At 47.1% G+C, this 19,799-nt stretch carries 13 protein-coding genes and 1 tRNA gene; 2 read left to right on the forward strand and 12 right to left on the reverse strand.

The genetic code is table 11. The annotated features are described in order from the left end of the window. The first annotated feature begins 337 nt into the window (after nucleotides 1-337). Nucleotides 338-410: transfer RNA gene (locus DXA57_RS14915), tRNA-Thr, on the forward strand. 123 nt (nucleotides 411-533) lie between these two features. On the opposite strand, the gene DXA57_RS14920 is transcribed toward DXA57_RS14915, so the two are convergent. From DXA57_RS14920 to tgt, 11 genes are all read right to left on the reverse strand, one after another. Continuing rightward, nucleotides 534-1,373: an alpha/beta hydrolase gene (locus tag DXA57_RS14920; protein WP_330423282.1), complete on the reverse strand. Its 840-nt coding sequence runs from the start codon at nucleotides 1,371-1,373 to the stop codon at nucleotides 534-536. 340 nt (nucleotides 1,374-1,713) lie between these two features. Beyond that, entirely contained in the window at nucleotides 1,714-1,794 is an 81-nt protein-coding gene (locus DXA57_RS17875) for a transposase (RefSeq protein ID WP_243005809.1), read from the reverse strand. Nucleotides 1,795-1,990: 196 nt separating this feature from the next. After that, on the reverse strand, nucleotides 1,991-3,067 hold the full coding sequence (locus tag DXA57_RS14930; RefSeq protein WP_117768074.1) for an LCP family protein: 1,077 nt from the start codon (nucleotides 3,065-3,067) through the stop codon (nucleotides 1,991-1,993). Continuing rightward, on the reverse strand, nucleotides 3,064-5,325 hold the full coding sequence (gene glgB / locus DXA57_RS14935; protein WP_117768075.1) for a 1,4-alpha-glucan branching protein GlgB: 2,262 nt from the start codon (nucleotides 5,323-5,325) through the stop codon (nucleotides 3,064-3,066). The genes DXA57_RS14930 and glgB overlap by 4 nt, the downstream gene beginning before the upstream one ends. 246 nt (nucleotides 5,326-5,571) lie before the next feature. After that, entirely contained in the window at nucleotides 5,572-6,735 is a 1,164-nt protein-coding gene (locus DXA57_RS14940) for a phosphoglycerate dehydrogenase (RefSeq protein ID WP_117768076.1), read from the reverse strand. Further along, nucleotides 6,735-7,817 carry a 3-phosphoserine/phosphohydroxythreonine transaminase gene (serC, locus tag DXA57_RS14945; RefSeq protein WP_117768077.1) on the reverse strand — a complete coding sequence of 361 codons (1,083 nt, stop codon included), beginning with the start codon at nucleotides 7,815-7,817 and terminating at the stop codon, nucleotides 6,735-6,737. The genes DXA57_RS14940 and serC overlap by 1 nt, the downstream gene beginning before the upstream one ends. Before the next feature lie 202 nt (nucleotides 7,818-8,019). Beyond that, a complete protein-coding gene (ilvB, locus tag DXA57_RS14950) occupies nucleotides 8,020-9,693 on the reverse strand; it encodes a biosynthetic-type acetolactate synthase large subunit (RefSeq protein ID WP_117768078.1) in 1,674 nt (557 codons plus the stop codon). A 14-nt stretch (nucleotides 9,694-9,707) separates the two neighbouring features. Beyond that, nucleotides 9,708-11,381: a dihydroxy-acid dehydratase gene (ilvD, locus tag DXA57_RS14955; protein ID WP_117768079.1), complete on the reverse strand. Its 1,674-nt coding sequence runs from the start codon at nucleotides 11,379-11,381 to the stop codon at nucleotides 9,708-9,710. Nucleotides 11,382-11,403: 22 nt separating this feature from the next. Further along, nucleotides 11,404-12,489, reverse strand: a complete 1,086-nt coding sequence (gene leuB, locus DXA57_RS14960) for a 3-isopropylmalate dehydrogenase (protein ID WP_117768100.1) — start codon at nucleotides 12,487-12,489, stop codon at nucleotides 11,404-11,406. Between the two features lie 132 nt (nucleotides 12,490-12,621). Continuing rightward, nucleotides 12,622-12,936 carry a preprotein translocase subunit YajC gene (yajC, locus tag DXA57_RS14965; RefSeq protein ID WP_117768080.1) on the reverse strand — a complete coding sequence of 105 codons (315 nt, stop codon included), beginning with the start codon at nucleotides 12,934-12,936 and terminating at the stop codon, nucleotides 12,622-12,624. Nucleotides 12,937-13,018: 82 nt separating this feature from the next. Continuing rightward, nucleotides 13,019-14,149: a tRNA guanosine(34) transglycosylase Tgt gene (gene tgt, locus DXA57_RS14970; protein WP_117768081.1), complete on the reverse strand. Its 1,131-nt coding sequence runs from the start codon at nucleotides 14,147-14,149 to the stop codon at nucleotides 13,019-13,021. A 289-nt stretch (nucleotides 14,150-14,438) separates the two neighbouring features. Here tgt and DXA57_RS14975 point away from each other — a divergent pair, with 289 nt between their 5' ends. Further along, entirely contained in the window at nucleotides 14,439-18,671 is a 4,233-nt protein-coding gene (locus tag DXA57_RS14975; RefSeq protein WP_117768082.1) for a 2-hydroxyacyl-CoA dehydratase, read from the forward strand. 84 nt (nucleotides 18,672-18,755) lie between these two features. Here DXA57_RS14975 and DXA57_RS14980 read toward each other — a convergent pair whose 3' ends face one another. Further along, nucleotides 18,756-19,796 (reverse strand): OmpA family protein, encoded by a 1,041-nt coding sequence (locus tag DXA57_RS14980; protein WP_117768083.1) that lies wholly within the window; start codon nucleotides 19,794-19,796, stop codon nucleotides 18,756-18,758. Nucleotides 19,797-19,799 lie beyond the last annotated feature (3 nt).

Genomic DNA, 19,799 nt, shown 5'->3' on the forward strand with positions numbered 1-19,799 from the left:
TTTTGAACTTTCAAGGATATGTCACTGTTCAGTTATCAAGGTTCTTGGTTTGTTGCTGTCTCAGCAGTAACTTCTATACTATATCAGGTTTTGTTTCCTTTGTCAACCACTTTTTTATCTTTTTTGAAGATTTAAAAGTTTGAATTGTTTGAATTGTTTGAGCAGTTCAATCAATTTCATCGGCGACATGTAGTATAATACACCAATGGAACGGGATTGTCAACTACTTTTTTCAAGTTTTTCAAAAAATATGTTGATTTAATTTTTTTCAAAAAAACACTTGCCAATCATAACCTTCTGTTATATAATAAATGAGTCGATGCGAAAGCACTGACAGGCTTCCGTGGCTCAGCTGGTAGAGCAACGCATTCGTAATGCGTAGGTCGCCGGTTCGAATCCGGCCGGGAGCTTAAAAAAAAGCCCGTATTTACGGGCTTTTTTTGTGTTCTTTTTTAGAACATACACTATCCGACAAGGCGTCAATTATACGCTTTGATTAACATTTTCTTGGTCAATAAAATTCGAGTTGCCTGTCATAAAATATTTGAAAGAAATTCTTCTATCAAGCTATTGATCATCTCCGGTTTATCTGTATTAGAATTATGACCGGCTCCTTCAACCCACTTTAAAGGAATTTTCGTTTTTTGATGCCATGCTCTATTATACCTTATGCATGAACCGGCATGATCCTTTGTGCCACATATCAACAGGGAAGGACATTTGATTTCATATGACAGATCCTTTTCCATTGCCTCTGCCAGAATACGAAATCCATGCCCGGCAATTTGTGCATAACGACGCCGATCACCATCATAGACCAGCATCATTTCCCTCATCAGGCTTCTGCCATAACTGGAAGTTGCAACTCCCTCAGTTCCCGATTTTAAAAGCGACTTCCATGGATAATGTGCATATATTGGTTCCATTCTTTTCAGAAGCCAGATTTCCACTGCTGTCACATAGTTTCTCTGCAGCGGTGCTGAATCAATGGAAATAAAACCTGCCAGCCGGCCGGGATACAATTGTGCATAAGCCTGTCCTACATATCCTCCCATTGATTGGCCGATTATAACCGGTTTTATGATTTCTTCTTTTTCAAGAATCTCATTCAGCCATTTTGCCTTATCAAACAGGTCAAAATCAAACCGAAACGGCCAGGAGGATGCATGAGCCGGTGCATCCCATACAATCATATTATATTTTCCCTCGAAGTACTCAACCTGCTTATCAAACAATCTATGATCAGCAGTCAGCCCTGGTAGAAATATAAGCGTAATTGTATCTAAACTCAGAATACTTGACCAATAGTGTATTGTTCCACAAGGAGTTTGATATGTACTTTCCTTCAACAGATCCACCTCCGCAATTTTCATTTTTTCTGATTTCCTGTTTTCTCTTTAAAAAAAGCTCTGTGCTTTTCTGAACATACTATTTTGCCACTTTATGTTCACTTCCATTTATAATGGTAATACTTTTTTACCATTATATCAATTCTATTTTACTTTTTGTCTTGTATAATAAAACCAGAATATCATTAATGATTAACCCATGGTGACATGCTCCCACCACTTAAATCACTGATTTTGAAGTGGGGGCTTCTTGCTCAATGGCTCTACTGGGCCAAGTATCTACAAGCTATCCTCGCGTGCCCCGCGATTCTTTTGCCCGGACACGGGCATTTTTTTATCTTTCTATTGTCCGGATACGGACAATTTATGCTGTCAACATCCTTCTCGCCTCTTCGCGGATGTTGATTGCTGCATTACGATCTCTGTCCATCTCATTTCCACACACACAGCGATAGACTCCAATTGAGGAATTGTTGGTGTGTATGCATTGCTTACCACGGAAGAATTATTCCGGCTTGCTGTATCGTTAATTATCTTTAAAAGACGTAAACGGATAATTAGTTTATGCTGATTTATACAAAGAAAAGGCACCCTTCACACAAGAAGGATGCCTTTTCTTCATATATCAGTACACAGACTGTTTATTCGCCGGTACTGTAGTTTTCCGTGCTTGCAAGAGACGGATCATCATAACCGGTGGCGTTGATGATCTCCTGGCTTCGGGATACGACCATATCCGAAGGCTGATAAGCGGAATCACCAAAGAGATACTCATGCAGCTGGGTCACATTGCTTTCCAGAGTAACCGGAACCTCATTGTAATCACTCTGACTGGTACGGTGAGCAAACGGGAAGCCACAGGAATCACCAAGCTTATAATTCAGGATATTCAGACCAAGTTTGATCAGTTCTGTCTCGGAAAAGCTGGTGAGTACTTTCGGGAACATGGTATGTGCAAGATCCATCAGATCACTGACGCCCATGGTTTTTACCTTATCCACGATCTTTCCGATCACTTCTCTCTGTCTCTCAGTTCTCTTGAAGTCATTTCCGGATGTGTAACGGATACGGGTATAAGAAACTGCCTGTACGCCATTCATCAGATACGTACCTGCTCCCGGAAGGTCTTCATAGGTTTTTCCGGTAACCTGAGAGGTCTCTACACAATAGCCATTCACATAACCCGCTTCTTCTTCATCTACTGTGATCTCCAGGCCTCCGATCGCATCGATCAGATTTACCAGTGCATTGAAATCTACAGAAACAAATTCTTTGATATCCAGGTCCAGATTTGTATTCAGCATACTTACCGCCCACTCAGGACCGCCGTTGGCATACGCCGCATTGGCTTTCCGGTACATATTACCGCCGATATTGAGATAAGTATCTCGGTAAACAGATACCATTTTGATCTCTTTTGTGTCATTGTTGATGCTGGCAATGATGATGGTATCGCTGTTTGCCTGTTCCAGGTTGCCTTCGCGGGAATCCAGGCCAAAAAGTGCAATGTTGGTATAACCTTTTAATTTTTTATTCTCTTTTACCTGCTGGTTAATCTCAAGCTTGTCGCTTTCCAGTTCCCGGTAATTCATCTCTCCTACCGTATCGCTGAATTTCTGGTACACCCAGAAGGCTCCGCCTGCTGCTACAAGGAGCAGGATCAATACGATCAGCAGGATCACCTTCAACACGGTATGCTTTTTCTTTTGTTTTCTCATAATTCCTCCTGTTTCTTCTTATTATAATTCGCTTTTGCCTCGCGATTGGTAGCTGCCCTCGGGGCAGTTCCGGCAAAAGCAAAGAAAAGAACACTCATGGGTGGGACAGTAATCGTAATGGAGTGTTCTCTGCCGTCACACTCTTCTTTCCTGGATTGTTTCACTCTTGGATTTCCGGCTCCGCTTCCACCATATTCTTCCCGGTCGCTGTTAAAGATCTCCTTATATTTTCCGGGCCAGGGAACACCAATCTTTCGTTTTTCATAAGTCACCGGCGAGAAGTTCACCACCGCCAGAATGGTATCTTCCTTTTTCTCTGTGTTCCTTGCGAAAACAAGCATATTTTCGTTAGCCGAAATGCTGTTGATCCATTCAAAACCGTCCGGATCATAATCCAGTCGGTAAAGGGCCGGGTGTGTCTGATAAAAATGGTTGAGATCACTGACAAAATGCTGCATTTTCTGATGCTCTTCCTCTTCTAAAAGCCCCCAGTCCAGTTCATTTTCCGCATCCCAGTCTTTTTCCTGCGCAAACTCCTGCCCCATGAAAAGGAGCTTCTTTCCGGGATGCGCCGCCATATACGCATAAGCCGCCCGTAAGTTTGCTTCCTGCTGAGCCGCTCTGCCCGGCATTTTCCGGATCATGGATTCCTTTCCGTTCACCACATCGTCATGAGAAAACGTCAGCATATAATCTTCGCTGTACGCATAGATCATGCTAAAGGTCAGATCTCCGTGATGATAGCCCCGGAAGATCGGATCCAGACTCAGATATTCCAGAAGATCTTCTGTCCAGCCTGTATTCCATTTGAGATCAAAACCAAGCCCTTCTTCTTCCACCGGTGCGGTCACTCTTGGCCAGGCCGCTGATTCCTCTGCAATAAGAACGACACCGGGCTGCTTTTTCTTAAAGATGGAATTCAGATGTTTAAAAAACTCCACTGCTTCCAGGTTTTCATTTCCGCCATACATATTGGCAGCCCATTCACCGCCCTGACGGCCGTAGTCCAGATAAAGCATGGATGCCACCGCATTCATGCGAAGCCCATCTGCATGATACTTTTCTGCCCAGAAAAGTGCATTTGCGATCAGGAAATCAGAAACCTCCGGCTTTCCATAATCAAACACATACGTCCCCCACTCCGGATGGATCCCGCGACGCGGATCCGGATGCTCATAAAGACAAGTACCGTCAAAACCGCCCAGTCCAAAATCGTATTTCGGAAAATGAGCCGGAACCCAGTCCAGGATCACACCGATCCCTTCTCTGTGAAGATAATCCATGAAATACATGAAGTCCTCTGGAGTGCCGTATTTTCTGGCAGGTGCATAATATCCGGTCACCTGATACCCCCAGGAGTCTTCTGCATAATGTTCCATCACCGGCATAAGCTCCACATGCGTGTAATTCATCTTCTTTACATAAGCAGCCACCAAAGGAGCTAATTCCCGAAAATTATAAAGCTCTCCGTTTTCTTTTCGTTTCCAGGAGCCCAGGTGCATCTCATAGACAGCCATTGCCTCTTTTTTGACATCGCATTTTTTCCTTCTGGCCATCCAGTCCTGATCCTTCCATTCAAAGCCGGAAAGGTCTGTCACCACGGATGCAGTCCCGGGAGATTCTTCGGTTTCATTGGCATAGGGATCCGCCTTCAGAAAGACAAGCCCGTTTTTCGCCTTGATCTCATATTTATAAAGCGTCCCAGCCGAAAGTCCAGGAACAAACAATTCAAAAATACCGGAATCTGGAAGTCTTCTCATCGGAAGTCTCCGTCCATCCCAGAGGTTAAAATCACCTACCAGGCTGACACGCATGGCATTCGGTGCCCATACGGCAAAATAAACACCGGGAATTCCTTTGACTGTCATCGGATGGGCTCCCAGTTTTTCATAAATATCGTAACAGATCCCAGCCTTGAAACGCTTTTGCTCTTTTTCTGTGATCTGTGGTTCAAACGCATAGGGATCCTGCCAGCAGACGGTATCTCCACTGTCAAAGGTTACCTGCAAAGTATACGATGGAATCCTCTTTCCCGGAATGAGTGCTGCAAAAAATCCTGCCTCGTCTTCCAGTTCCATGGGATATGATTTTTTTCCACATACAACGCTAACGGATGCTGCTGTGGGAATAAATGTCTGGATCAGTATTCCATCATCCGTAACCTGTGCTCCCAAAAGACTGTGCGGGTCATCGGTCTCTGCATAGGTAACTGCCTCGATCTCAGCCCAGTCCATCAGGTTATACAGTCTTTCGTTCATCCCAACACACCTCCCCTGTATCCATATCTTCTCTTATTTATTCTGCTTTGAAGTTTCTGCTTCACCGCTGTCATCATGTAACGCGGACATTCGCAATCCATTTTCGCTGCCTGCCCATGAACGCAGTCGGTTCTGAATAGTTACATTTTATCATATCTGCTTTCACTTTCAAGCCTTTTTCACAGTTTTCCTCTTTACTGCCTTAAAAATAAGAAAAGACTGCAAGCTGCAGCCTTTTTCTTATTTTCATTTCAAAATGCGTACCTTCAGAACACCATTGATCTTTTTTAATCCTTCCAGAACCGCTTCCGACGGATGACTCTCAAGATCAAAAAGAGAATAGGCATAGTTTCCTTTGCTCTTGTTCAGCATTTTGGCGATGTTGATATCCGCTTCTCCGAAAAGAGTGGTAAACTGACCGATCATATTCTTGATATTCCGGTGATTGATGGCAATGCGACACTTCTCCTGGCAGACACCCATCTCACAGTCCGGATAATTGACCGAATGACGGATGTTTCCGTTTTCCATGTAATCAATGAGTTCTTCTGCCGCCATTCTCGCACAGTTGTCTTCTGACTCCTGTGTGGATGCACCCAGATGCGGGATCACAATGGCTCCCGGTGTTTTTGCGATCGCAGGTGTGGGGAAGTCCACTACATAACGTTTTACTTTTCCCTGCTCCAGCGCAGCGACCATCGCTTTTTCATCTACGAGAAGATCTCTTGCAAAATTCAGGATCACAACACCGTCTTTCATCTGGCTTAAAGCAGCCTCATTGATCATCTCTTTCGTGCTGTCCAGAAGAGGAACATGAATGGTAATGTAATCACATTCCCGGTAAATATCATTTACATCCTGGATATGATGAATGTCTCTGGAAAGCTTCCAGGCTCCGTCCACGGAAATGTAGGGATCATAGCCATAAACCTCCATATCCAGATTCACTGCCGCATTGGCCACCAGAACGCCGATTGCGCCAAGACCAATGATACCGAGCTTCTTTCCTTTCAGCTCACAGCCTGCAAAATGTTTTTTCTCCTTCTCCGCCTTTTTTCCGAGGTCCTCGCTGTCTTTTTCACTTTGTACCCAGCTGACACCACCAATGATATCTCTGGAAGCCAGAAGAAGACCTGCCAGAACCAGTTCTTTTACACCATTGGCATTGGCTCCCGGTGTGTTGAAAACCACGATGCCCTGTTCTGCACATTTTTCCAGCGGAATGTTATTGACACCGGCACCGGCCCTTGCAACAGCTTCCAGGCAGGCCGGAAGTACCATCTCATGCATGGAAGCGCTTCGTACCATCACCGCATCCGCTTCGTTGAAATCTTCTGTTTTTTCAAAATCTTCTCCGAAAAGAGCTGTTCCTTTCTCAGAAATCGCATTCAGACAGGTATATTTAAACATTACAGATTCTCCTCCTCAAACTTCTTCATAAATGCCACCAGAGCTTCCACTCCTTCCAGCGGCATGGCATTGTAAATGCTGGCCCGCATACCGCCTACCGTTCTGTGGCCTTTCAGGTTTACAAAGCCTGCTGCCTCTGCTTCTTTGACAAATCTGGCATCCAGCTCTTTATCCCCTGTCACAAAAGGAACATTCATAAGAGAACGGTCTTTCTTTTCCACCGTACCATGGAAAAGACGGCTCTGATCCAGATAATCATAAAGAATCGCTGCTTTTTTCTCATTCTTTTCTTTCATGGCAGCAAGACCACCGTTCTTTTTCAGCCATTTGAAAACCTTGCCGCACATATAAATGCAGTAACAGTTCGGTGTATTGTAAAGGGAATCCGCATCCGCATGCGTCTTATAAGTCAGCATGGTCGGAGTTCCCGGAAGAACGTCCTCCGTGATCAGATCTTCTCTTATGATCGTAATGACCATACCTGCCGGTCCGATATTCTTCTGGACACCGCCGTAGATGATCCCGTATTTTGTCACATCCACCGGTTCAGAAAGGAAACAGGAGGACACATCTGCAACCAGTGTCTTTCCTTTCGTATTCGGAAGTTCTTTAAATTTCGTTCCGTAAATCGTATTGTTCTCACAGATATAAACATAATCTGCATCCGGGCTGATGGGAAGATCGCTGCAATCCGGAATATAAGAAAACGTCTTATCCTCTGAAGAGGCGATCTTATTTGCTTTTCCGTATTTCTGTGCTTCCTGCCATGCCTTCTTTGCCCACTGGCCGGTAACGATATAATCAGCCACCTTATTTTTCATCAGGTTCATCGGGATCATGGCAAACTGCTGGGAAGCACCTCCCTGCAGAAAAAGCACCTTGTAATTATCAGGGATCTGCATCAGATCTCTTAAATCCTGTTCCGCCGTCTTTATGATCTGGTCGAAAGTCGAAGATCGATGACTCATTTCCATCACGGACATTCCTGAACCACAGTAATCCAGCATTTCCTCCGCAGCTTCTTTTAATACTTCTTCCGGCAGACAAGCCGGACCCGCTGAAAAATTGTACACTCTCTTCACTACTTGCTTCCTCCTCTTAATCCTGTCATCTGTTATTAAAGATACTGACCTTTGATTTTGTCATCTATCTCTTTAATTCATTAAAGTGTATCGCATTGTGAAAGAATTGTCAACATTTATTTTCCCAGCAGTTACATTTGTCTTTAGTCTGCGTACAAAAAAAGAAAGTCTGTTTTCTTTTACAGACTTTCTCTCTGGTTTCTTATTTCAGGTCATCCTGATCAAAAACTTCCTCTATGGCAGCCCCGGCAGGAACCATGGGGAATACTTTATCATCCTTGTCAATGATGCAGTCGATCACTACGGGACGGCCAAGCTCTATGGCCTTGCGTACAGCAGGCTCCAGCTCTTCTTTCTTTGTCACACGGATACCGACAGCACCCATGGCCTCTGCCAGTTTGACAAAATCCACATTGTCATTAAGAATTGTATTCGAGTAACGCTTTCCGTAGAACAATGTCTGCCACTGGCGAACCATTCCAAGTACATGGTTATTGATGACAACCTCGATGACCGGAATGTTATATCTCGCAGCCGTAGCGATCTCATTCATATTCATACGGAAACAGCCGTCACCGGCGATATTGATCACCGTTTTATCCGGGCGGCCAACCTTTGCTCCGATTGCAGCTCCAAGACCATATCCCATCGTACCAAGACCGCCGGAGGTCAGAAGCTGATGGGGCTCCTTATATTTATAATACTGGGCAGCCCACATCTGATGCTGTCCGACTTCTGTGACGATCAGGGCATTTCCTTCTGTGATCCGGTAAAGCTCTTTCACCACATAGGGTGCAGTCAGACCTGCCGGATCGTATTTCAGCGGGAACTGATTCTTATAGCCCTCGATGTGTTTTACCCATTCCTCATGGGCATTTTCTTCCACTTTCGGAAGGAGACGTTTCAGCACTTCTTTTACATCACCGATAACAGAAGCGTCTACTACCACGTTCTTATTGATCTCTGCCGCATCCACATCGATCTGAAGGATTTTGGCATTTTCTGCAAATTTGGATACTTTTCCTACCACACGGTCACTGAAACGGGCGCCGATGACGATCAGAAGGTCACAGTCCGTCACACCAAAGTTGGAAGCCTTGGTTCCGTGCATACCGATCATACCACAGTAGAGCTCATCTCTGCCGTCAAACGCGCCTTTTCCCATCAGGCTGTCTCCCACAGGCGCATTGATCTTATGAGCCAGAGCGCTCACCTCTTCCGAAGCATTTGATATCACAGCTCCGCCCCCTACATACAGGAAGGGACGCTCACTCTTATTGATCATCTCTGCTGCCGTCTCAAGATCTGCCTCTTTGATATATTCCGTACTGCGAAAGACCGGCCAGGGCTCCTGCCTGGTATATTCGGTCTCTGCAGCCGTTACATCTTTGGGGATATCCACCAGGACAGGACCGGGGCGTCCCTCCTGTGCAATAAAGAAAGCACGGCGCAGGGCATCTGCCAGATCTGCAACATTCTTCACGATAAAATTATGTTTGGTGATGGGCATGGTAACGCCGGTGATATCGATCTCCTGGAAACTGTCACGTCCGAGAAGGGGAACCGTCACATTTGCTGTGATCGCAACGACAGGAACCGAATCCATATAGGCAGTGGCGATACCAGTGACCAGATTGGTTGCACCGGGACCGGAGGTCGCCATGCAGACGCCCACTTTTCCGGTAGCTCTGGCATAACCGTCTGCCGCATGCGAAGCTCCCTGTTCATGGGAGGTCAGGATATGATGGATTTCCTTGTCATGTTTATAAAGTTCATCATAAATATTCAGGATCGCACCGCCCGGATACCCAAAAACGGTATCCACACCCTGTTCTTTCAGGCATTCCACAACGATCTGAGAACCTGTTAATTTCATTCTTCTTCCTCCAGTTATTTTGTCTTTGGTATTTCAAGGATCGCGCCGCGGTTTCCTGAGGTAACCATTGCCGCATAGCGGGCCAGATAACCGGTCGTGATCTTCGGTTCTCTGGGCTGCCATTTCGCCTTTCTCTCAGCAAGGACTTCTTCGCTCACTTTAAGCTCCAGACGGTTCTCCGGGATATTGATGGAGATGATATCTCCCTCCTCCACTAAAGCGATCGGACCTCCCACAGCTGCCTCCGGAGATACATGGCCGATAGAAGCACCTCTGGATGCACCGCTGAAGCGGCCATCTGTAATAAGAGCAACACTGGAACCAAGTCCCATACCTGCGATCGCAGAAGTCGGATTCAGCATCTCACGCATGCCGGGGCCGCCTTTCGGACCTTCATAACGGATGACAACGACGTCACCGGCCACGATCTTACCGCCAAGAATAGCCGCAATGGCATCTTCCTCGCAGTCAAAGACTCTGGCAGGACCTTCATGAACCATCATTTCCGGTACTACCGCAGAACGTTTTACCACACCGGAATCCGGAGCCAGATTTCCTTTCAGGATAGCCAGACCGCCGGTGGTACTGTACGGATGATCGATCGGACGGATCACTTCCGGATTGCGGTTTACACTGTTTGCAATGTTCTCTCCAACCGTCTTTCCGGTAACTGTCATACAATCCAGATTCAACAGATTTTTTCTGGTCAGTTCTTTCATGACTGCATATACACCGCCTGCCTCGTTCAGATCCTCCATGTAGTTAGGACCTGCCGGTGCCAGATGACAGAGGTTCGGCGTGCGTGCGCTTACCTCATTGGCAATGTCCACATTCAGCTCCACTCCTGCTTCATGAGCGATAGCCGGAAGATGAAGCATACTGTTTGTGGAACAGCCCAGCGCCATATCTACGGTCAGCGCATTCATAAAGGCTTTGTCTGTCATGATATCTCTCGGGCGGATGTTTTTCTTCAGAAGCTCCATAACCTGCATACCGGCTCTCTTGGCAAGGCGGAGCCTCTCGGAATAAACAGCCGGGATCGTTCCGTTCCCCTGAAGTCCCATGCCCAGGACCTCTGTCAGACAGTTCATGCTGTTGGCTGTATACATACCGGAACAGGAACCGCAGGTCGGGCAGACCTTACACTCATACTCCTCCAGCTCTTCTGCATTGATCTTGCCCGCCGTATACTCTCCTACTGCCTCGAACATGCTGGAAAGGCTTCTCTTTCTGCCTTCCACATGACCTGCCAGCATGGGACCGCCGCTGACAAAGACCGTCGGAATATTCAGCCGGGCTGCTGCCATCAGAAGACCCGGCACATTTTTATCACAGTTCGGGACCATGACAAGGGCATCAAACTGATGTGCCATTGCCATCGCTTCTGTGGAATCGGCAATGAGGTCTCTGGTAACCAGAGAGTATTTCATTCCCACATGACCCATGGCGATTCCGTCACAGACAGCGATCGCCGGAAACACTCTCGGCACTCCGCCAGCCATTGCAACGCCCATTTTTACGGCTTCCACAATCTTATCCAGGTTCATATGACCGGGAACGATCTCATTATAGGAACTTACGATTCCGACCAGCGGACGTTCCATCTCTTCTTTGGTAAATCCAAGCGCATTGAAAAGGGAACGGTGAGGTGCCTGCTGTACTCCTTTTTTTACTGCATCACTTTTCATAATAGTACACTCCTTTTATCTCTTACTGAATTCTCTCAGCGATCAGATCGCCCATCTTTGCCGTGCCTACAAGGGTACAGCCTTCAGACATGATATCACCTGTGCGGTAACCGTCTTTTAAAACCTGCTTTACCGCTGCCTCAATGGCATCCGCCGCCTCGTCAAGATCCAGAGAAAAACGAAGCATCATGGCTGCTGAAAGAATGGTTGCGATGGGGTTTGCTTTATCCTGGCCTGCGATATCCGGTGCGGAACCGTGACTCGGCTCATAGAGGCCAAACTTTGTTTCATTAAGGCTTGCGGAAGAAAGCATTCCGATGGAACCGGTCACCATGCTTGCTTCATCAGAAAGAATATCACCAAACATGTTCTCCGTCAGGATCACATCGAACTGTTTCGGATCACGGACGAGCTGCATGGCACAGTTATCTACCAGCATATGTTCCAGGGTCACTTCCGGATAATCCTTTGCCACTTCCTCTACCACGCTTCTCCAGAGACGGGAAGAATCCAGCACATTGGCTTTATCTACGCTTGTCACTTTTTTCCGGCGTTTCATGGCTATGTCAAAGCCTCTTCTGGCGATCCGGCGGATTTCTTCCTCCGTATAGGTCAGCGTATCCGTGGCTTTTTTTACTCCGTTTTCTTCCACTGTTTTTCTTTCACCGAAATAAAGGCCTCCGGTCAGTTCTCTCATGATGACCATATCGAAACCGTCTCCGATGATCTCATCTCTTAACGGGCAGGCTGCTTTCAGTTCTTCGTAGAGATATGCCGGCCGCACATTTGCAAAAAGATTTAAGGATTTCCGAAGCTTCAGAAGACCTGCCTCCGGGCGTTTATCCGGAGAAAGCCGATACCATGGAGACGTCTTTGCATCTCCTCCGATGGAACCCATCAGGACTGCATCGCTTGCTTTGGCTTTTTCAATGGTCTCATCGGTAAGCGGCACACCGTTCACGTCAATAGAAGCGCCTCCCATAAGAAGATCCGTATAATCAAAAGAGAAATTGTATTTTTTTCCTGTCACATCCAGGACTTTTCTTGCTTCCCGGACGATCTCCGGACCGATACCATCACCGGCGATCACTGCTATTTTATAATTCATCACAATCATCCTTTCTCTGCTGCGTTAAAGTATATCATAATTCATTTTTTACTGTTTTTCAATAAAAAGTTACAGTGACACAGAAAAAAAGGACACCGGATGATCCGATGTCCTTTTCACTCATTCTCTGAATTATTCTTCTCCTGGCTTCTCAACCTGAGAAATTGCAGTCTTTTTCATAGGAATACGGCAGTTTTTATTGCTTCCGAACTCCACGATCACGTCCTCATCTGTGATATCGATGACAACGCCGTAAAAACCGCTGGTGGTCACTACGCTGTCGCCAACTGCCAGCTCTGCCAGCATAGCATTCAGTTTTTTCTGTTCTTTCTTCTGGGGTCTGATCGCAAGGAAATACATGATTACAACGATCACAACGATGTATACCAGAGTGAAACCGATACCGATACCGCCTGCTGCAGCAGTATCACTTGCTAATAAAAACATATTTTTTCCTCCTTATGGCTAACGCCTGTGCATGCTTATTACTATACACAATTTTCCCGAATACATCAAGCTTTTTTTCTTGTTATTCGCCCTGTTCCATTCCTTCCAGCTTTGCTTTCTTAAACTCTTTATAACGGCCTTCTTCGATGGCTGTACGGATCTCTTCCATTAAATGATTGTAGAAATACAGATTGTGAAGGACACACAGACGCATGCCCAGCATCTCCTTGGCTTTCAGAAGGTGACGGATGTAGCCCCTGCTGTAATGGCGGCAGGCCGGACACTGACAGCCTTCCTCGATGGGATTCTGATCCAGTTCATACTTTGCATTGAAAAGATTCAGTTTTCCGCATTTGGTATATACATGACCATGACGGCCATTCCGGCTGGGATATACACAGTCGAAGAAATCCACGCCACGATCCACAGCTTCCAGAATATTGGCCGGTGTTCCAACACCCATCAGATAGACCGGTTTTTCTACTGGAAGATGAGGCACTACTGCATCCAGGATCCGATACATCTCTTCGTGGGACTCTCCTACAGCCAGACCGCCTACCGCATAGCCATCCAGATCAAGCTTTGCGATCTCTTTTGCGTTTTCGATACGGATATCTTCATAAATTCCACCCTGATTGATACCAAAGAGCATCTGATGAGGGTTGATAGTGTCGGGCAGACCATTCAGACGGGCCATTTCATTCTTGCAGCGGACCAGCCAGCGATACGTACGCTCCACGGAATTCTGGATATATTCCCGGCTGGCTGTACTGGGCGGGCACTCATCAAAAGCCATTGCGATCGTGGAAGCCAGATTGGACTGGATCTGCATACTCTCCTCCGGTCCCATAAAAATCTTCCTGCCGTCAATATGAGAGTTGAATCTGACACCTTCCTCTTTGATCTTCCGAAGACCTGCCAGTGAAAATACCTGAAAGCCGCCGGAATCCGTCAGGATCGGCTTGTCCCAGACCATGAATTTATGAAGGCCTCCCATTTTCTTCACGATCTCATCTCCAGGGCGCACATGAAGATGATAGGTATTGGAAAGCTCCACCTGGGTACCGATCTCCTGCAGATCCATGGTAGAGACAGCGCCTTTAATCGCTGCCGCTGTTCCCACATTCATGAACACCGGAGTCTCGATCACTCCATGTACGGTTGTAAGACGGCCCCTTTTTGCCTTGCCGTCCTGTTTTATCAGCTGATACATGATTCACCATCCTTTTTCTCATTCATCAAACTGTTTCGTATATTTTCCGCCACAGTTTTCATCCATTCAGTATACCTTGATATGGCTTTTTTTGCAAGAACTTTTGCCCTGGAAGCTGACAGTTTGGTATCTTTGTCGATTGAATTTTTTTTCTATTTGCCCTATAATAAATTTCGTATGCTCTGAGGAAGCTTTTACTATAAAAGGAAGTTTCTGCTTCAGAGAGGAACACACAACCGTTTACTCTATACAGAGAATAGGAGGTCGCAGGATTTTCCTGTAAATACATATGACGCAAACCCGATATACTTTAGGAATCGACATCGGTTCCACGACTGTGAAGATTGCAATTCTGGATGAGGAAAAAAAGCTTCTTTTTTCCGATTATGAACGGCATTTTGCCAACATTCAGGAAACGCTTTCTTCTCTTTTAAAAAAAGCCCATGATTCCCTGGGAGAACTGACCGTTCATCCCATGATCACCGGTTCCGGCGGACTGACCCTGGCCAAACACCTAGGTGTTCCTTTTGTTCAGGAAGTTATTTCCGTATCCACTGCCTTACAGCATTATGCACCACAGACAGATGTCGCCATCGAGCTCGGCGGCGAGGATGCGAAGATCATTTATTTTGAAGGCGGAAATGTCGAACAGCGTATGAACGGCATCTGTGCCGGAGGTACCGGCTCCTTCATTGACCAGATGGCTTCTCTCCTTCAGACAGACGCTACCGGCCTGAATGAATATGCAAAAAATTACAAAGCACTTTATACCATTGCCGCCCGCTGCGGCGTTTTCGCAAAAACCGATATCCAGCCCCTGATCAACGAGGGTGCTACCAAGGAGGATCTTTCTGCTTCTATTTTCCAGGCAGTCGTCAACCAGACCATCAGTGGTCTGGCCTGCGGCAAACCGATCCGCGGTCATGTCGCCTTCCTCGGTGGACCGCTTCATTTTCTTTCCGAATTGAAGGCTTCTTTTATCCGGACCCTGAAGCTGGATGATGAGCATGCCATCACACCAGAAAATTCTCATCTCTTTGCTGCTATCGGTTCCGCATTGAATTACGACAAGAATGTTTCCGTTTCCCTTTCCGCACTGGTAAAGAAACTCTCCTCCAACATCAAACTGGAATTTGAAGTAGCCAGACTGGAGCCTCTCTTTGCCACAAAGGAAGACTATCAGGCCTTTACGGAACGTCAGAACCAGTACAGCGTTGCCAAAAAAGACTTTTCCACTTATGAAGGAAACTGCTTTCTCGGAATTGATGCCGGTTCCACGACCACAAAGGCGGCACTTGTCGGTGAAGACGGCAGCCTTCTCTACTCTTTCTACAGCAGCAACAACGGAAGCCCGTTAAAAACTGCTATCCGCGCAGTCCAGGAAATCTATTCCCAGATGCCGGATACCGCCCGGATCGTCTACTCCTGCTCCACCGGCTATGGGGAAGCACTGATCAAAGCCGGTCTCATGCTGGACGAGGGGGAGGTTGAGACAATTTCCCATTATTATGCCGCCTCCTTCTTTGATCCGAAGGTAGACTGCATTCTGGACATCGGCGGTCAGGATATGAAATGCATTAAGATCAAAAATCACGCCGTGGACAGCGTTCAGCTTAATGAAGCCTGTTCCTCCGGCTGTGGTTCCTTCATTGAGAACTTTGCAAATTCCCTGAACTACAGCGTACAGGATTTTGCACAGGCTGCCCTTTTTGCAGAGAATCCCATCGATCTTGGAACCCGCTGTACCGTATTTATGAACTCCAAGGTAAAACAGGCACAGAAAGAAGGAGCTACCGTAGCGGATATTTCAGCCGGTCTCGCCTATTCCGTGATCAAAAATGCCTTATATAAAGTGATCAAGGTTTCCGATGCCACCGAACTTGGCCGTCACATCGTTGTCCAGGGAGGAACCTTTTATAACGATGCGGTCCTTCGAAGCTTTGAAAAGATTGCTTCCTGCAAGGCGATCCGTCCGGATATCGCCGGTATCATGGGTGCCTTCGGTGCTGCTCTGATCGCCCGTGAACGCTATGTGGAGGGCGCTGCAACAACCATGCTCTCCATTGAAAAGATCAATGAACTCCAGTTCACGACCACCATGGCAAAATGCAAGGGCTGTACCAACAACTGCCGCCTGACCATCAACCGTTTCACCGGAGGACGTCAGTTCATCAGCGGAAACCGTTGTGAGCGCGGACTCGGAAAAGAAAAAAACAAAGAAAAAATCCCGAACCTTTTCGAATATAAAAACAAACTTCTTTTCGGCTATGAACCACTGGAAGCAGATGAGGCGGAAAGAGGTGAGATCGGTATTCCCAGAGTCCTGAACATGTATGAAAATTATCCCTTCTGGTTTACCTTTTTCACGAAACTGAAATACCGGGTGATCCTGACTCCTGCTTCCACGCATAAAATGTATGAGCTTGGTATCGAATCCATCCCCAGCGAATCGGAATGCTATCCGGCCAAGCTGGCGCACGGTCACGTGACCTGGCTCATCCGCCAGGGGATCAAGGAGATCTTTTATCCCAGCATTCCTTATGAACGAAAAGAATTCCCGGATGCCAACAACCATTACAACTGTCCCATCGTCACTTCCTATCCGGAAAATATCAAGAACAACATTGATGAGCTTCGTGACGACAGGATCCGTTTCCGCCATCCCTTCCTGAATTTTGAAAGCCCGGAAACCATTACCCTGGGACTGACCAGAGAGTTTCCGGAGATTCCGGCTGCTGAAATAGAAGAAGCGGTCCGTCTGGCCTGGGATGAGCTGGCAAAAACCAGGGAGGCCATGTGGGAAAAGGGACAGGAAACCTTAAAATGGCTGAAAGACAACCACCGCCACGGTATCGTTCTGGCCGGAAGACCGTACCATGTCGATTCCGAGATCAACCACGGTATCCCGGAGCTCATCAATTCCTATGGTGTAGCAGTGCTTACCGAGGATTCTATCTCCAATCTCAATGAGCCGGAGCGTCCCCTCATTGTCATGGATCAGTGGATGTACCACAGCCGTCTTTACGCTGCTGCCAACTATGTGAAAACCACAGAAAATCTCGACCTCATCCAGCTGAATTCTTTTGGCTGCGGTCTGGATGCCGTTACCACCGATCAGGTAAAAGATATTCTCGCAAATTCCGGAAAAATCTATACCTGTCTGAAGATCGATGAGATCAGTAATCTCGGCGCTGCCCGTATCCGTGTCCGTTCTCTTCTGGCTGCCATCCGTGCCCGTGAGGAGAAAAAAGAGGAGCGAAAAATTGTTCCCGCCAGCTTCGACCGGGTGGTATTCACCGAAAAAATGCGGAAAGATTATACGATCCTCTGCCCGCAGATGACACCGATCCACTTCGATCTTCTGGAAACCGCCTTCAATGCTTCCGGCTACCGTCTGGAGGTACTGAACCGTGATGAACGGGAAGCGGTAAACCTTGGTCTTAAATATGTAAATAACGATGCCTGCTATCCTTCCATCATCGTGGTGGGACAGATCATGAGTGCTTTACTTTCCGGCAAATATGACCTCAGCAAAACAGCAGTCCTGATTTCCCAGACAGGAGGCGGCTGCCGTGCCAGCAACTACATCGGCTTTATCCGCCGGGCCCTGGAGAAAGCCGGCATGGAACAGATCCCTGTCATCTCTATCAATTTAAGCGGACTGGAGAAAAACCCCGGCTTTAAGCTGACGCCTCAGCTTCTGATCCGCGGCGTCTACGCTGCATTCTTTGGCGATGTGTTTATGCGCTGTGTCTACCGGATGCGTCCTTACGAGCAGGTGAAGGGCACCACAGATAAGCTCCATGAAAAATGGGTGGGCATCTGCAAGAAATTCATCTCCAGCCGTTATCCGACCTACGGCCAGTTTAAGAAGATCTGCCGTCAGATCATCCGGGAATTTGACAACATTCCGATCACCGACGAGCAGAAACCGAAAGTCGGCATCGTCGGCGAGATCCTGGTCAAATTCCTTCCGGCCGCCAACAACCATCTGGTTGAACTTCTGGAAGCCGAGGGTGCAGAGGCTGTCATGCCGGATCTCATTGACTTCCTGCTTTACTGCTTCTACAACAGCAATTTCAAGACAGAAGAACTGGGTATGAAAAAATCTTCTGCCACCATTGCCAACATGGGAATCAAGCTGGTGGAACAGATCCGCAAAGCCGCTGCAAAAGAATTCCGTGCCAGCCGTCATTTCACACCGCCGGCACACATCGAAGACCTTGCCAACTATGCCAAAGATATCGTTTCTCTTGGAAACCAGACCGGTGAAGGCTGGTTCCTCACCGGTGAAATGCTGGAACTGATCCACAGCGGAGTCAACAACATCGTCTGCACACAGCCCTTTGGCTGCCTGCCGAACCATGTCGTAGGAAAAGGCGTGATCAAAGAGATCCGTCATCAGTATCCTCTGGCAAACATTGTGGCCATCGACTATGATCCCGGTGCCAGCGAGGTGAATCAGCTGAACCGTATCAAGCTGATGCTCTCGACTGCCCAGAAAAATCTGAACAAACAATAAAGCCGTCAGACGCACCATAGAAAAAGAGCGTTTCCCGCAGCCATCTTATGATGGTATGGGAAACGCTCTTTTTTCATTTCTTTTTTATTCTGCTGCCTGGGCCTCTGGATCTGCTGTTTCTGTTTCAGAAGCACCTGTTTCAGCCGTATCCGTGGTTCCACTCATGATCTTATTCAGCTCTTCGATCATTTCTTCATCCTTTAATCGGAATTTAACTTCCACACGACGGGATGCATCCATATCCACATTTCCGTCTTCATCTAGGATCGGGTTGGCCATGGAATGACCGTTAACTGTCAATACCTGCTTCAGATCTTCCTCCTGCGTGCTGCTGAGGAAATTGCCTTCAATCGCCAGAAGATACTGGGCAACTGCCAGGGATCTCTGCTGGGAAAGACTCAGGTTATAGGCATAGTCTCCTGAGGTATCGGTATAACCGTCAATGATGATCTCTGCCAGATAGTCCTGATATTCTTCTTTCATCAGCACCTGACAGTAGATCGGAAGCACCTGATCCAGAACTGCTTTTCCTTCTTCTGTAAGGTCTGCCTTGTTATAATCAAACATAACGTTACTGTCCAGCATCAGAGCTCCTGTCTTGGAATCGATATCCACGTTCAGATTCTGGGCTGTAAACTCTGCTTTCAACGCAGAAATCACATCAGCCTTGACACCGATGATATTCTCGATCTGCGTCTGCTGGTTCAAAAGCTGTTTGTTCTTCTCATCCAAAGCACTCTGCTGAGCCGCAAGCTGGGTACTCTGCTCATCCAGGGTTGTCTGTTTATCCGCCAAAGCAGCTGCCAGTTCATCCAGTTTGGACTGCTGTTCATCCAGCTGTGCCTGCTGCTCATCCAGTTTTGCTTTCTGAGCAGCCAGAAGCTGATCTTTATCCTCGATCTGCCCCTGCTGTTCATCCAGAGTTGTCTGCTGGCTGATAACCTGGGCCTGGGCGGCGATCCTCTCGTCCCGCTCCTTAATGCTGTCATCATAAGTCTTCTGGGCCTGGAAAAGAGTCACGCACATGATCAGTACAAACAGAAGCAGAAGGCCGCACATCATGTCGGAATAGGAGCGCCATACATTAAAGCCCCGATTTCCTTTGCTTTTACGTTTTCTCTTCATATG

Source organism: Blautia sp. OF03-15BH (assembly GCF_003463065.1).
Classification (GTDB): Bacteria; Bacillota; Clostridia; order Lachnospirales; family Lachnospiraceae; genus Limivivens.

What these genes read in the sequence shown, in the direction of transcription:
- DXA57_RS14920 (WP_330423282.1), bottom strand. Translation starts at nt 1,373, where the DNA reads ATGAAAATTGCGGAGGTGGATCTGTTGAAGGAAAGTACATATCAAACT.
- DXA57_RS14930 (WP_117768074.1), bottom strand. Translation starts at nt 3,067, where the DNA reads ATGAGAAAACAAAAGAAAAAGCATACCGTGTTGAAGGTGATCCTGCTG.
- glgB (WP_117768075.1), bottom strand. Translation starts at nt 5,325, where the DNA reads ATGAACGAAAGACTGTATAACCTGATGGACTGGGCTGAGATCGAGGCA.
- DXA57_RS14940 (WP_117768076.1), bottom strand. Translation starts at nt 6,735, where the DNA reads ATGTTTAAATATACCTGTCTGAATGCGATTTCTGAGAAAGGAACAGCT.
- ilvB (WP_117768078.1), bottom strand. Translation starts at nt 9,693, where the DNA reads ATGAAATTAACAGGTTCTCAGATCGTTGTGGAATGCCTGAAAGAACAG.
- ilvD (WP_117768079.1), bottom strand. Translation starts at nt 11,381, where the DNA reads ATGAAAAGTGATGCAGTAAAAAAAGGAGTACAGCAGGCACCTCACCGT.
- leuB (WP_117768100.1), bottom strand. Translation starts at nt 12,489, where the DNA reads ATGAATTATAAAATAGCAGTGATCGCCGGTGATGGTATCGGTCCGGAG.
- yajC (WP_117768080.1), bottom strand. Translation starts at nt 12,936, where the DNA reads ATGTTTTTATTAGCAAGTGATACTGCTGCAGCAGGCGGTATCGGTATC.
- tgt (WP_117768081.1), bottom strand. Translation starts at nt 14,149, where the DNA reads ATGTATCAGCTGATAAAACAGGACGGCAAGGCAAAAAGGGGCCGTCTT.
- DXA57_RS14975 (WP_117768082.1), top strand. Translation starts at nt 14,439, where the DNA reads ATGACGCAAACCCGATATACTTTAGGAATCGACATCGGTTCCACGACT.
- DXA57_RS14980 (WP_117768083.1), bottom strand. Translation starts at nt 19,796, where the DNA reads ATGAAGAGAAAACGTAAAAGCAAAGGAAATCGGGGCTTTAATGTATGG.